Genomic DNA, 14425 nt, shown 5'->3' on the forward strand with positions numbered 1-14425 from the left:
TATTTTCCGTATATCTTCTTTCATGCAACGAAGATACGGATTAAGATTTGCCTACGAAAAGAAAAAGTGTAGCGTATCTATTGATACTTTACAAATAATAGAATTTAACTCTGTTGAAAAGAACTTCTCTTTTCTTTAAACAAATGTTATCTTTCCAAAACCCCACCCCAGTAGAAGTTATTCTCGTGCCGTCGGTTATTCTCGCGGGCTTCCGCCCCCTCAAATGGCTGGGAAGCCATGAGCGGAAATAACCGACATAGGCATGGGAAATAACTTCGGAAACAACCGTACTACTTTCTGAATCCTTGTTTGGGTATCTTCTTCTTTTTCTTAGATCGTTTTATGGGTTGTTCTTCATCGCTATTGCTTGATGTAGGGGTGAGGATGCCTAAAGCTGACGACAACACTAAATCAGGTGTGCTTACTGCCTGTTTTGTTTTTCTTTCATCGAAAATTACATTTTGTGGGCTGTTTTGTGGTTGCCTGATAACCTGCTCCTGCATTTTAAGTTGGTCGGAGATATTTCCATTCTTCATGGTGTTGTAGTATTCAAAGGATTCTGATAAAGGACGGTTGTAGGCGAATAGCTTATCGAATCCTTGTTCCGCTTGCCGGAATAGGTTGGTGCGGTCAAAACCGCCTTTGATTGCTCCTTTCGTAGTATTCCTGTGGTTGGTAAGTGGGGATAGCTTCTTTTTGTTGGATTGGTCTTTACGGCTAACTATCAAATGACAGTGCATATTCAGCTCATTGTCTGACCTGTTTCTATCGAAGTGAATTTTGCCATAGAATTTTATCTCTTCTGCCGATAGTCCCTTGTTGAAGTTCTTGGCGTATTCAGGGATTACTATTTCACGGATATACCGTTTCATAGCTTCGGCTTGCTCTGCTTCTGTGTTACCCATTGCCCGAAGCTCCTTTTCTGACGGGCTTACGTGGATGGCATAAAACTTTGCATCCGTTTTTAGTAACTGTCCGATATTACTATCAATATCTTTAATAACCTGCGATTTGTAGATATTATCGTCCGTCAAGTTGAAAAATCCTTCGGTATAGATTCCCTGCTCCACACGCTCTAAATCCTCGTGTTCCAAATACGACGCTAATTGTCGGCTACTGCCTGCATTGTTATATGTGCCTTTGGACGGTGGCTGGAAATCTATATTCATGGACTTTGTATTTATTTCTCATCTATCAAGTTGATAATTTCAGTTTTTAGGCTCTCTTTTCGCTTGCCGTCCATTACTCCACAAGTGGCAAGCTCCGAGTAAAGGGAAATTAGTTGCAGGAGTTTCTTATTTTCTCTTTGGCTTATTTGAGAAAGGTCATTAATCTGTTTGGCTTGGTTGTTAATGACATTTGCCACTTTGCCAAATTGCTCGTCCAATTTCTTCAATACATTGATAAGGTTTTCATTTGAGGTCTTTATCTCCAAATCGACTTTCTCGGATAATGATTTTACAACCGTATCGAATTTAACGGCTATCGTGTGGCTCGTCCGAATCATCGGATTGAGTTGGTCTTCCTCGTACTTTCGGATAAACCGTATTATATCATCCTGCCGTTTGTTGATTTTAGCAAGTTCTGACTTTACCGATTCGGGAGCATCGGCGGGGTTGATATGGGCTTTGTCGATATAACCGAAAGCAAGTTTTACAACTTCGCTCTTTTTCAGCGAATAGCGTTTACATATCTTTTCGACTAACCGCCCTGTTTCCTTATCTATGGAAATCGTAGTAAATATGATTTTCTGACTATTATTTGGCATGACTAATTACTTTTTAATCGAAATTCATATAGATAAATGGCTGATAATTAACCATAATCGCAAATGGGTAATTATTAGACTAATTACAGCGTGTTTTCCTAACACGCTAAAGCCGAAGGCTTTGCTCCGCAGGGCAAGAGGGAACTGGACGAAGTCCAGTTCCCTCTTGCTTAATTTTACTTAATTTTACGAAACGAACAGAGCTGAAAGGCGAGGTCGTTTTTGTGAAATGCGGAGCTATTAACAGGAGGCGTAAACTAAAAACAAGCCTCCTACATTTGCGCTATTCTGCTTAAACTGAAAAGGCAGAATCATATACAGGGACATAGCCTTACAGTGTGCTGTCAATATATTTGAACGTCTGAAAGTCCATATGTTCCCTGACAAAATTCCGCACATCATTCGTGCGATAATAGGTTTTGTGCCCTATCATAAAATAGGGGAGTTTTCCACTCGACCGGTATCGTTGCAGGGTACGTTTAGACACTTTCAAGAGGAACGCCAAATCTTGGTTGTCCAACAGTTTTTCGTCCTCATCAAATACTTCTTTTGTGTTCATCAGGGATTTTAAATCTTGCCCGATTTCACTTAGCTTTTTGGATAGCTTCTGCATCCACTTTTCAAAATTATCTTCATCTAAATACATAACTTTTCTTGTTTTTGAAATTAATACTTTTATTCTCAATCGATTGATGAAGCAAAGGACGGCAGAACAAAGCAAAAAAACAGGGGGAATGGTATACCCAATCCCCCTAAAATATTTCTTATTGAACTGATATTCAGGTTAATATTTTTGTTGTTTTTTGAATAAGCTGAATTTACTCATATCCTTCAGCTTTACTTTTTTGAAAAATAGAGGCTTTGAGCCTGTCCAGAAATTCGGTTTTCTTGTTCGGTCTGCGCCGGATAACCGATATTTCCTTTTTGTAAATATCCCCGAAATCTATATTAAGAACCTTGCTGAAAGTCTGGACAAAATCACTAAAAAACACCTCTTTATGGTCGATTCTCTGAATAGCGTTTTTGATATTGAAAAAGCCTGAAATGACCTCCATAACATCCGTACTATTTACGACTTCAGGATTTAGATAAAATGGTGATTTCCACTCGGCTTTAATATTAATAAAGAATTTGGGGTATTCCATTTGACGATAAAGTAGTTCCAATTCCTTATCAATTAAGGTAATCAGCTTATTTAAGAAAACTATTTTCAGTTTGTTATTATCGGTTGGAAGGGATTCTTCAAATGCCTTTATAGCTTCAAATTCTATCTGAGTGGTATTTAATTTACGAATTATATCCTTATTGTCATTTCTCTCATTTAGGTAATTGAGTAATTCTTCTACAAATTCCAAATATGCGGAAGTCATATCTTCTACGACGGACTTATCAACCTGATAAGGGTGTTTTAGTAGTTGGTATATTCGTTTATCTGTTACTGCCCAATTTGACATAGACATAAAATCTATGAAGTGAAAAAATCATTTCTGAATGTATGTTTTAAGAGCCTCTATATATTCATCAAAAGCTTCTATCCCTTTCGGCGTAATTTTACAAGTGGTACAAGGTCTGTTCGCTTTAAATGATTTTATTACTTCCAAATACCCCGCTTTTTGCAATTTTATTATTTGTGCTCCCAAATTACCTCCCGTGGATTTTGTCTGTTCCATGATATAGACAAAATCCGCTTCTTGAATAGAAATAAGGAGTGACATTATGCCTAATCGTAATTCCGAATGCAGTATGGGATTGAGTTCCTTAAACATTTGACGGAATATTTTTCTTAAACAAATGTCCTGGAATAATAATAGAGAAAAGAGGAATCAACGCAAATGTTAATATTTGGTTTACTTCTTCAGGAACAAACAATAAACAAAGCGATAAGATTATCCCTATCACCCCTCCATAAATTACAGGTCTGTATCTGATTAACAGCCCTATTATAATTATCCACATACTAAATAGAATGCCCTCGATAAATAACACAGGCATTTTAACCCAAATGGCAACCAGTGCGATTATAGTACATACCGACACATTTAAAATAGTAATGTAGTCTATTGTTTTATCCAGATAAGATTTAACTTTTACTTTGTCTTTAGAGTATAGATATTTTGTGATAGGAAGACATATAAAAGGAATAAGCAGCCATAATAGAGAAGTGTATGGAAATATTGTCCATTTTTTGAGCACCCATACAAGGATAGAGATAATAACTACTGCATATCCCCATAAAAGAAGAATATTACTGTTTATTTTGGCTCTTAAATTCGTTCTGGCATTTTTCACCATCATCGAAATCAATTTCAGACTATCCGTTTCATTAATTTTTCTCTCTTCCATAACAGAATATTATAGGTTTGATTTTTTGATATTTAGAGATATGAATTTTAGAGCATCGGGTAAGCCCTGAACCCAATAATCCCATTCGTGTTTACCGTGCCTCATTATTGCGTAATGATTTATTCTCCTATCACTCATATAAATATGCAGATAAGCGTTCCCTCTATATAGAAAATCACTATCCCCACAGTCCATGTAAAAGGCAGGTAAAGAATCAGTATTTAACTGATTATCCCTTATGATATTAAGAATATTGTATGTTCCCCATAGTTGGCTATTCCTCTCTCCAAAGGCATTCTCAAACATAGAGTAAACCTGTTCATGCATATTCTTAACTTCAAAATCCGTAAGAATTGCGGGGCTTAATGCACAACAGGCATTAAATAGTGTTGGATATTTTAACGAATATAAAAGAGCCCCATAACCCCCCATTGATATTCCAGCGACAGCCCTTATATTTTTTTCTGCAATAGACTCATATTCAGACTCAATATAAGGCATGAACTCATTGATAAAGAAATCTTCATAATTTTCTTCCAGTCCATTTATGTACCAACTTCTTCCCGCATCAGGCATGACCAATATCATAAGAACAATGCTATTGTCTTGCATTAATTCGTTAGCGACCTTATCAACTCCTCCTTGACTTATCCAGTTATGATGACTATCACCATAACCATGCAATAAATAAAGAATAGGGAACTTCTTATAAGGAGTAAAATCTCCCTGCGGAGTATAAATTGAATACTCTACATTTCTCTTTAGAATTTCACTCTGACAACTACCGACTCTAACTTCTTGTGCTACAAGTTGCATCTCGAAAAGAGAAAGTATGAGCAAAAATAATAATTTAGTTTTCATTGACATTTTTATTTTGTTTATTATCAATATAATGTTTTCTATTCCATATAAACTTCAGTTTAATCGCATCAACCTTGCAAACACTTGTACATTTCCCACACATTATACATTCAGGATTAGCTACAAGCCCACTGTTGTTTTTTATGTATTCAGAAATTGGAATGCCTGTCAGACATTCATTTTCACATCTTCCGCAATCTATACACTTCTGATTATCAACAACAGGTAATAAGCGGGAGTAGCGTGCCGTAAGAGAACATAAAAACCCAATTACACACATATTTCTGCATCCCCATCTTTTCGTCGTTATAAGAGCAAGAATAATAGCTGAAAAAACATCTATCATCCAAACTATTTTGTAATGGTCATCAAAATTGGCTTTCAAAAAGAATAGTTTCACTTCAAATCCATTTGTTACTCCCTGTTCTGAATTGATGATGTAGAATGTAAGAGCAGATAGGATAAAAGAGAGAGAAATTAACAACCGTAACCACAGTAAAGGTCTGCGATATTTTGTTTTTTTAGGACGAATCATACCAACACAGTCATAAGTAGTTCCCATAAAACAAAACCAGCCACACCCAACCCGTCCGAACAGGGGCGTAATGATTATAAAGATACTCCAAATCAACATAGTCAGAGTTATTACACCCCAGTATATAGAATGCCAGATAAACCCCAAAGCAAAGTATTGGAAAAAAACCGGTGTTATTATCAAGAAAATAAATCTTGATAGAAAATTGAGGGAATATAGTCGTTCTCTACTCGCCATAATGATGCATTTTTTGCAAAGATAGAATATTCTATGATATAGAACAAGTAATTTTGCAAATATGTAAAACTAATATTCGGGTTTATTCAAATTATATCCTTTCTGTGATTTGTTTTTCCAGAGATTCCAATTTGTGCGAAAGAATTTCCATATCCTGACTGATTTTTTCTTTTGTTATCTTGGCGTAAATTTGGGTAGTTTTAATGTTGGTATGCCCTAACATTTTACTGACCGTTTCTATCGGAACTCCCTGTGACAGAGTGATTGTCGTTGCCATGGTATGGCGTGAGACATGATAGGTCAAACGGGTTTGTATTCCGCATTGTTTGGCTATCTTTTTCAGAATATTATTGCATGAACTGTTACTTGGAACAGGAAATAAACGGTTATCCCTGCAATAGCCTTTGTACTTCTCTATTATCCGCTTCGGGACTTCCAACAAACGGATACTTGAATCGGTGTTCGTTTTCTGTCGGCGGGTGATTATCCATAAATGACCGTCAAAAGAGGTTTTAAGGTGGTCTTTTGTTAGGTTCTTCACATCCGAATAACTCAACCCAGTGAACGTCGAAAAAACGAATAAATCCCTTACCAATTCATATTGGGCATTTTTCATCTTAGCGTTTACGAGTAAGTTTAATTCATCTTTCGTAAGAAATCCTCTGTCTTTGGCTTCAGGGCTTATCAGATAACCCGCAAAGGGATTTATAGCTAATTGTCCTGTGTTCCGTGCTATGGCTACTATATGCTTTACACCAATCATATACATCCATATCGTATTGGTAGAACAATTCCGTTCAGATCTCAAATAGTGCTCAAAACCGTTGATAAAGGCAAGATTCAGTTCTTTCAAATAAACATCGTCCCGTTTATATTCCAATTTGATATAATTTTCCATGTGTTTGTATAGGATGCAATATTTCGTATATGTACCCTCTGCACGGTTATAGCCTACCTTTCGGGAAAACTCTTGGTTGTGTTTGGCAAAGAGGGTTAGAAATGTGTCTTGCTTTACACCTAAACCTAAATAGGCGTTCTTTACCTTGTCGGCGGTAACAAAACCGTCCGTTTGCATTATTTCCTGATAATGGCGGTTAATATCGACACGAATTTTGTCTAATGCGAGATTTGCTTTCACCGCTAATGTACTTTTACCCATCAGCCTTCCCGCTTTGGTATCCCAAAGGTTGGGAGGTACGTTCATTTTACAACTGAACTGACTGATTGTTTTGTCAATCGTGATTCTTCCCATTACGGGAACTGTTCCGTCTGGCTTAATGTTGTTCCGTTTCAGATAGAACAGAATTTTAAATGTACTTCGCTGTGTCATAACTCAAAGTTTTTACAGATTACAAAATTAATTTACTTTGAGTTACAAGAGGTTATGAGCGATAACGCAAGAAGCAGACAAACAAAGACTTATAACCGAATTGCACTTTTGCCATAAGGTAATGGGAAAGTAACTGAACTTTGTCGTACCTTTGCCTATGGGTGGCTTTGATCGCCTAAAAGAAAAGCCAAACAAAGGACATTACCCGCACATTATCAATCGGTTGTCCTCGCTTGGCTGATTTCGGCTTTTTGATTAGAGATTTATATATAAAAAAAGCAGATGTCTGTTTTATATCTTCCAAATTGTAACCAGGTATAGGATTAGAGTTTATCATATAGATACTACTTTCTATAGAGCTATCAAACCATTTCACCTTATCAAAATAATAGGAAACACCTAAACTATTATACATCTGCTCCTTCATAATATTATTTATCGTTATTGTTGTAATTTTCGTAGAATTATCAGTTAGCGTGTAAGTAGCAATTACACGATTTTTCCATACAGCACTAGTTGGCAATGAAACATTCCCCAAAGTATAACCCAATTCGATGGTTTTCTGGTAATAGTTTAGGATTGCCTGATTGAATAGTATGTGAGTCTATATATGTTGTAAACGGGCTTATATCTACGTAGCTGGGGCGATTAATTTTATTGGAAACGCTCATAGAAAGAGAGTTGTTATCACTCCAACTATAATTCAAAAAAGCAGTTGGAAATAAATCAAATTGATTATTCCGAGTGCGACGGTTTAGCTTTATAGAGTTCCCAAGTAATGTAAAATAAACTGTGTCAAGCATTATTTTCTAGTTAAAACCATCGGTCGGGGATCGCTTAGCGGCAAAGGGCGGGACCACCCGTCCCTTGTCGCTAAGCGATCCCCGACCGATGGTTTTTCTCTGAAAAAGTCCCTATTTTTACGAGATATCTCTTTTTTATTTATAGACTTTGCAATACGGGGTTAGCTGAATGCTTACTTTGGCCCCGACATCTATACTTATTATTCAGTTCCTCCGTTTTATATATTAGCCGTTTGGTATTAACAGATCATTCGTCTTTCGGTTGTGTTTTATTCGTCTGCCATTCGGCAGACGAATAAAACACAACCGAAAGACGAATGAGACACGAACGGCAGACGAATAGATTTTGCCAATAAAACAGGCTAAAGTATGCAGTGAGGGAGGTTAGAAAATAATAATCCCTAAAAGAGCTTTCCGTATATTTTGCCACGTCAGATTTCTTTCCGAAATTTGCATGGTCAACCAACAGTCCGAGAAGATGAAAGGAATTATTCTGGCCGGGGGAAGTGCCACCCGTCTTTATCCGCTTTCGAAAGCGATATCCAAGCAAATAATGCCGGTGTACGACAAACCGATGATTTACTATCCGCTTTCCACGCTGATGCTGGCGGGGATTCGTGATGTTCTGGTCATCTCTACGCCACGCGACTTGCCGATGTTCCGCGAATTGCTGGGGACGGGAGAAGAGCTTGGCATGTCTTTCTCTTATCTGGTGCAGGAGAAGCCCAGCGGCTTGGCGCAGGCTTTCGTGTTGGGAGCAGAGTTTCTGAAAGGAGGGCCGGGATGTTTGATTCTGGGCGATAATTTGTTCTACGGTCAGGGGTTTTCACCTATGTTGCGCCGGGCTGCTGCCATCGAGAAAGGAGCTTGCATCTTCGGGTATTATGTGAAAGACCCGAGCGCTTACGGAGTGGTGGAGTTCGACAAAAAGGGAAAGGTGGTTTCTCTGGAGGAGAAGCCTGCCGTGCCGAAGAGCAATTATGCCATTCCCGGGCTTTACTTTTATGATTCTACGGTGACGGAGAAAGCCGCTTCGCTCCGGCCGTCGGCCCGGGGAGAATACGAGATCACTGATTTGAACCGGCTTTATCTCGAAGAGGGTACGCTGAATGTGGAGCTTTTCGGACGGGGATTTGCATGGCTCGATACCGGAAATTGCAACAGCTTGCTCGAGGCTTCGAATTTTGTGGCGACTATCCAGAACCGACAGGGGTTTTACGTCAGTTGCATCGAAGAGATTGCCTGGCGTCAGGGCTGGATCTCGTCGGAACAATTGCTTTGTCTCGGGCGCAAGCTTGAGAAAACCGAATATGGAAAATACCTGATTGAACTGGCGAAATAATAAAATATATGAAGACTTATCTTGTGACCGGGGCGGCGGGGTTTATCGGCGCCAACTACATTAAATACATTTTGTTGAAACATGAGGATATCAAGGTGGTGATTCTCGACGCCTTGACTTATGCGGGCAATCTGGGAACAATTGCGAATGATATCGACAACGAACGCTGCTTCTTTGTCAAAGGTGATATTTGCAACCGGGAACTGGTGGACACATTGTTTGCCGAATACCGTTTCGACTATGTGGTGAATTTTGCTGCCGAAAGCCATGTAGACCGTAGCATCGATAATCCCCAGCTTTTTCTGGTGACCAATATTCTCGGAACGCAGAACCTGTTGGATTGCGCCCGCCGTGCATGGGTGATGGGGAAGGATGAAAAAGGATATCCCACGTGGCGGAAAGGAGTACGATACCATCAGGTGTCTACCGACGAGGTGTACGGTTCGCTGGGTACGGAAGGATATTTTACGGAAGAATCGCCGCTTTGTCCGCACAGCCCTTACAGTGCTTCGAAGACAAGCGCCGACTTGGTGGTGATGGCTTATCGGGATACTTATAAAATGCCGGTTACAATCACCCGTTGTTCGAATAATTACGGGCCTTACCACTTTCCCGAAAAACTGATTCCGCTGATTATAAAGAATGTGCTCGAAGGCAGGCAGCTGCCGGTGTATGGCGATGGAAGCAATGTACGCGACTGGCTGTATGTGGAGGACCATTGCAAGGCTATCGATCTGGTGGTGACCAAAGGAGCAGAAGGAGAGATATATAATGTAGGCGGGCATAATGAGAAAACCAATCTGGAGATTGTGAAGCTGACCATTGCGACCATCCGCCGGCTCATGACGGAATATCCGGCATATAGAAAAGTACTGAAAAAGAAAGTAACGGATGAAAACGGAGAAATTGATATCAGTTGGATAAACGATGATCTGATTTCTTTTGTGAAAGACCGTCTGGGACACGATCAGCGTTATGCCATCGATCCGTCAAAAATCAAGGCGGCACTGGGATGGTATCCCGAGACTGCATTCGAAAGCGGCATTGTGAAAACCATTGAATGGTATCTCAATAATCAAGCGTGGGTGGAACAGGTGGCCAGCGGAGATTATCAGGAGTATTACAAAAATATGTACGGCTGAATAGCCGACTGCTTTCAGAACGATAATACCATTTCCTGAGATGTCATGAAAAGACATATGGGAAATGGGCGTCGAGCAGGAAGCCTATCGATAAAAGACTTCCCAGTATCATCATATTGCGTGAGGTTTCGCCCAATATGATGTTGAGCCTTTTTCCACTGTGTATACGCACCATTTTTCTCCATGTGGCGAAATGAAGAGGTACATAAAATTGCGGGAACAAACCGGCATATATGTGTCCTTCGAATAGGAACCATAAACAGATGAAGGCGGCAATGAAACCCAGCACAAGGTATAGATATTGTCCGAACTCTTCGCCGAGGCGGACGACGAGGGTGCGCTTCCCGCTTTGCGCGTCCGCCTCACGGTCGCGATAGTTGTTTACCACAAGCAATGTGTCAATTAGTAAACCGCATACGAGCGAGGCGACGATGACATCTGGCGTCCATGTCAGAGATTGAACATAATAGGTACCGCCTACCGAAACGAATCCAAAAAACACAATCACCAAGAGGTCACCCCAGCCATGATAAGATAAAGGGTAAGGTCCCGTCGTGTAGAGAAAAGCGAATAATATGCACAGCAGCCCGACAATGATAAGCTCCCATCCGGCGTAAAACAACAGCATACTGCCCACAAGGCAAGCCAATACGATGGTAACGATGATGCCATTCCGCATCGCTTTGGGTGAAATCCACCCTTGTGCGCAAGCGCGTTCGGGGCCCAGGCGGTCTTCCCGGTCCGTACCTTTCCGATAATCGAATAAATCGTTGATAAAATTGGCGGTAATCTGCATCAGTCCGGCAAACAAGAAGCAGATAAGCATCGGTTGCCATTGAAAATATCCGTCCATTATGGCCAATGCCGTTCCTACCATAACCGGAGTGATGGCTCCCGTAAGTGTCTTCGGGCGTGCAGCCAGTACCCATGCTTGCAACGAATGAGGTTTAACTGTTTCCATTGTTTTTTATTTAGTCATTATACATTGCTTCTTACACCTTTATGCAAAGATAACGTAAATTCCGTATCTTTGCACATCATTACCAAGAGAATATGAGCACAAGGAGTTATCTGCCGCTGTTTTTATCGTTATTATTACTGTTCGCTTCATGTCAGTCGAAAAGAAGTGCGCTTGTTTCCTCGTTTCCGGCATCTGCGGGCGTTTACTCCATACGCTCTTTTAAGGAAAAAGTATTATCCCGTTATGCCACGGTGAGGCGTATTGTCGAGTACGACTTTGTGCACCGCGACATTCCTCCTGCTTTCGATGGTCTGCGGATTGCTTTTATTTCCGACCTCCATTATAAAAGTAAGCTGAAAGAGAAAGGGTTGAACGATCTTATCCGTCTTTTGAACGAGCAGAAACCGGATGTATTGCTTATGGGAGGCGATTATCAGGAGGGGTGCGAATATGTGGAGCCTCTGTTTGCGGCTTTGTCTCGGGTCGAAGCTCCTTTGGGAATTTATGGAGTGATGGGCAATAACGACTACGAACGTTGTCACGATGAGATCGTCGGTACGATGAAACGCTACGGAATGCATGTGTTGGAGCATCGGGTAGATACGCTTTATAGAGAAGGACAACGCATACTGGTGGCCGGTGTTCGCAACCCTTTTGATTTGGAACGTAACGGTGTTTCCCCCACTTTGTCCCTCGCTCCCGATGATTTTGTGCTACTTCTGGTGCATACGCCCGATTATGCCGAAGACGTGTCGGTAGCTAATACCGACCTTGTTCTGGCGGGACACACCCATGGCGGACAAGTACGGATTTTAGGCGCTGCCCCGGCTTGGCATTCGCGATATGGAAAGAGATTCCTAACCGGAATCACTCATAACTCCGATCGGATACCGGTGATTATTACCAACGGCATCGGCACCTCCCGGTTGGCACTGCGCATCGGAGCGCCGGCAGAGGTTGTCATGATTACGCTTCGTTGCCTTTCAAGTCGGGGAGAGAACGGGAAATGAATTCCCAGACCTTCGGATGAAGGAAGTAGCGGATGTCTTTCCTTTCCGAAAGAGCTTTCCGGATGAAAGTGGAACTGATTTCGAAAACGGGCGAGTCTACCATGCGTACGTTTGCGGGAAGTTCTTTCTCGTCGACGGGGAATCCCGGGCGGGGATAGATCAGAATCGGGTTTTCTGCAATGATGCGTTGAGGCTCACGCCAATGGCTGAAGCTATTCCAGTTGTCCGATCCGATGATGAGGCAGAACTCCCGTTCGGGATGCTGTTTCCGCAGTTTTTCCAGAGTGTACACACTGTAAGAAGGACGCGGTAAATGGAACTCGAAATCGGAAGCATGGAAGCGGGGATAGTCTTCCGTTGCGAGCCTGACCAGCTCAAGCCGCAGTTCGTCGCTCCACAGTTCGGCCTGTTCTTTCAACGGATTATGAGGAGTTACCATAAACCACACTTCATCCAATCCCCCATATTCGCAAAGGTAATTGGCCAAAGCCAAATGCCCGATATGGACAGGATTGAACGATCCGCTGAATATTCCGGTCTTAAGCTGGTTCATGATGCTCTTCTGCAATTTATTTTCCAAGAAACTCTTTGATCGTATTTAATGCCTCTGTTTTGGCTGTTTCCAAATCATCGTTCACGATGATACGGTCGAATCGCGGAGCAAATCCCAATTCGTATTCTGCTTTGGCAATGCGGCTCTCGATCACTTCCGCCGCGTCTGTTCCCCTGCTTTCCAGCCGGTGGCGCAACTCCTCTATCGACGGCGGTTGGATAAATACCGAGAGGGCACGTTCTCCGTAAAAGCTTTTGATGTTACATCCGCCCACCACGTCTACATCGAACACTACATTCTGCCCCTTTTCCAATTGCTTTTCCACTTGTTCTTTCAGTGTCCCGTAGTAGCGATCCTGATATACCTCTTCATATTCCAGAAACTCGTTGTTTTCGATCCGTCTGCGGAATTCTTCGGGCGTCAGGAAGAAATATTCCACTCCGTCTTGTTCGTTTCCCCGCGGTGCGCGGCTGGTGGCCGAAACAGAGAACGCCAATCCCAGGTTTTGTGTGAGCAGATAGTTGATGATGGTCGATTTTCCCGATCCCGAAGGAGCGGAAAATATAATTAACTTTCCGGGCATAGATACTTATTTTTTATGTGTGAGATGTTTTCTACATTACATTCAATACTTGCTCCTTGATCTGTTCCAGTTCGTCTTTCATCTGTACTACGATCTTCTGCATTTCGGCATGGTTCGATTTGCTTCCCAGCGTATTGATCTCGCGTCCCATTTCCTGCGCGATGAAACCAAGTTTTTTCCCTTGTCCGCTACCATTTTCCAGTGTGCTGATGAAATATTTCAGATGGTTGCCGAGCCGTTGCTTCTCTTCATTCACATCCAGTTTTTCTATGTAGTAAATCAGCTCCTGTTCCAGACGGTTCTTGTCGTAGTCTATGCTCAATGTCTTTTCAAGGGCATCGGTGATGCGTTCTTTTACTTTTTCCACCCGTTCTTTTTCATAAGGAGCTACCGCCTCGAGCAACGTTGTGATATTGTTTATTTTTTCGCGGAATTTCTTTTCCAAGGCCGTTCCTTCCTGTTTGCGGAACTCCACCAACTGGCGGATGGCTTCGAGTATCGTCTCGTGCACTACTTTCCATTCCTCTTCCGAAACTTCCTGAACCTCTGTTTTGGTCATCACATCCGGCAGGCGGAGTAATGTTTGGAACCAGTCGGCAGGAACCGGAATGGCGAGATTATCCGAAATTGTCTGTATCTGCTTGTAATAACCTTCCACCACCGATTGGTTGATAGGAGTATCGTTTTCCGCCCCTTCCTTTTTTTCTATCCACATGCTGAAATCCACTTTTCCGCGTTCCAGAACTTTGGAAATTTCGTTGCGGATCTCCATCTCTTTCTCGCGGTAAGCGGGTGCGATGCGGGTGGAAAGATCCATGGCTTTGCTGTTGAGCGACTTGATTTCTACGTTTATCTTTTTATCGGGAAGTTCGGTCGTAGCTTTGCCGTATCCCGTCATAGACTGTATCATAACCTTAAAGTTTTGTGCAAAAGTACACGAATATTTTAAGAATTGGA

17 protein-coding genes are annotated in these 14425 nt (G+C 41.5%); 3 read left to right on the forward strand and 14 right to left on the reverse strand.

Features of this window, described 5'->3' with window-relative positions; genetic code table 11:
• Positions 1-290 precede the first annotated feature (290 nt).
• From GGR07_RS12615 to GGR07_RS13965, 10 genes are all read right to left on the reverse strand, one after another.
• Positions 291-1169 carry a DUF5712 family protein gene (locus GGR07_RS12615; protein WP_021645946.1) on the reverse strand — a complete coding sequence of 293 codons (879 nt, stop codon included), beginning with the start codon at positions 1167-1169 and terminating at the stop codon, positions 291-293.
• Between the two features lie 11 nt (positions 1170-1180).
• Positions 1181-1768, reverse strand: a complete 588-nt coding sequence (locus GGR07_RS12620; protein WP_021645945.1) for a BfmA/BtgA family mobilization protein — start codon at positions 1766-1768, stop codon at positions 1181-1183.
• Between the two features lie 331 nt (positions 1769-2099).
• On the reverse strand, positions 2100-2414 hold the full coding sequence (locus tag GGR07_RS12625; RefSeq protein ID WP_021645944.1) for a helix-turn-helix domain-containing protein: 315 nt from the start codon (positions 2412-2414) through the stop codon (positions 2100-2102).
• A 172-nt stretch (positions 2415-2586) separates the two neighbouring features.
• On the reverse strand, positions 2587-3222 hold the full coding sequence (locus GGR07_RS12630) for an RteC domain-containing protein (protein WP_021645943.1): 636 nt from the start codon (positions 3220-3222) through the stop codon (positions 2587-2589).
• A 27-nt stretch (positions 3223-3249) separates the two neighbouring features.
• Positions 3250-3534 (reverse strand): winged helix-turn-helix domain-containing protein, encoded by a 285-nt coding sequence (locus GGR07_RS12635; protein ID WP_021645942.1) that lies wholly within the window; start codon positions 3532-3534, stop codon positions 3250-3252.
• Entirely contained in the window at positions 3527-4111 is a 585-nt protein-coding gene (locus tag GGR07_RS12640) for a hypothetical protein (RefSeq protein ID WP_021645941.1), read from the reverse strand. Before GGR07_RS12640 ends, GGR07_RS12635 begins: the two co-directional genes overlap by 8 nt.
• Positions 4112-4120: 9 nt before the next feature.
• Positions 4121-4972, reverse strand: a complete 852-nt coding sequence (locus GGR07_RS12645) for an alpha/beta hydrolase (protein WP_021645940.1) — start codon at positions 4970-4972, stop codon at positions 4121-4123.
• Complete coding sequence (locus GGR07_RS12650; RefSeq protein WP_034544000.1) at positions 4962-5744, reverse strand: 4Fe-4S binding protein; 783 nt, start codon at positions 5742-5744, stop codon at positions 4962-4964. Before GGR07_RS12650 ends, GGR07_RS12645 begins: the two co-directional genes overlap by 11 nt.
• Before the next feature lie 91 nt (positions 5745-5835).
• Positions 5836-7074 carry a site-specific integrase gene (locus GGR07_RS12655; RefSeq protein WP_021645937.1) on the reverse strand — a complete coding sequence of 413 codons (1239 nt, stop codon included), beginning with the start codon at positions 7072-7074 and terminating at the stop codon, positions 5836-5838.
• Positions 7075-7586: 512 nt separating this feature from the next.
• Complete coding sequence (locus tag GGR07_RS13965) at positions 7587-7877, reverse strand: outer membrane beta-barrel protein (protein ID WP_021645935.1); 291 nt, start codon at positions 7875-7877, stop codon at positions 7587-7589.
• A 478-nt stretch (positions 7878-8355) separates the two neighbouring features.
• Here GGR07_RS13965 and rfbA point away from each other — a divergent pair, with 478 nt between their 5' ends.
• Together rfbA and rfbB are read left to right on the forward strand one after the other, a co-directional pair.
• Positions 8356-9219 carry a glucose-1-phosphate thymidylyltransferase RfbA gene (gene rfbA / locus GGR07_RS12665; protein ID WP_034543819.1) on the forward strand — a complete coding sequence of 288 codons (864 nt, stop codon included), beginning with the start codon at positions 8356-8358 and terminating at the stop codon, positions 9217-9219.
• Positions 9220-9227: 8 nt separating this feature from the next.
• Positions 9228-10361, forward strand: coding sequence for a dTDP-glucose 4,6-dehydratase (gene rfbB, locus GGR07_RS12670; protein WP_021644999.1), 1134 nt, complete (start codon positions 9228-9230; stop codon positions 10359-10361).
• A gap of 43 nt (positions 10362-10404) precedes the next feature.
• Here the strand turns inward: rfbB and GGR07_RS12675 are convergent, their stop codons facing one another.
• A complete protein-coding gene (locus GGR07_RS12675) occupies positions 10405-11322 on the reverse strand; it encodes a 1,4-dihydroxy-2-naphthoate polyprenyltransferase (protein WP_021645000.1) in 918 nt (305 codons plus the stop codon).
• A 92-nt stretch (positions 11323-11414) separates the two neighbouring features.
• Between GGR07_RS12675 and GGR07_RS12680 the strand changes: the two genes are divergently transcribed.
• Positions 11415-12332 (forward strand): metallophosphoesterase, encoded by a 918-nt coding sequence (locus GGR07_RS12680; RefSeq protein WP_034543804.1) that lies wholly within the window; start codon positions 11415-11417, stop codon positions 12330-12332.
• Here the strand turns inward: GGR07_RS12680 and nadD are convergent.
• From nadD to GGR07_RS12695, 3 genes are read right to left on the reverse strand one after another with little or no spacing between them, the layout of a single operon-like run.
• Positions 12289-12885: a nicotinate (nicotinamide) nucleotide adenylyltransferase gene (gene nadD, locus GGR07_RS12685; protein WP_034543821.1), complete on the reverse strand. Its 597-nt coding sequence runs from the start codon at positions 12883-12885 to the stop codon at positions 12289-12291. The genes GGR07_RS12680 and nadD overlap by 44 nt on opposite strands.
• Before the next feature lie 16 nt (positions 12886-12901).
• Positions 12902-13468, reverse strand: a complete 567-nt coding sequence (gene gmk, locus GGR07_RS12690) for a guanylate kinase (protein ID WP_021645004.1) — start codon at positions 13466-13468, stop codon at positions 12902-12904.
• Positions 13469-13499: 31 nt separating this feature from the next.
• Positions 13500-14378 carry a YicC/YloC family endoribonuclease gene (locus GGR07_RS12695; protein ID WP_021645005.1) on the reverse strand — a complete coding sequence of 293 codons (879 nt, stop codon included), beginning with the start codon at positions 14376-14378 and terminating at the stop codon, positions 13500-13502.
• Between the last annotated feature and the right edge of the window lie 47 nt (positions 14379-14425).

Source organism: Bacteroides pyogenes, from assembly GCF_014196225.1.
GTDB lineage: Bacteria > Bacteroidota > Bacteroidia > Bacteroidales > Bacteroidaceae > Bacteroides > Bacteroides pyogenes_A.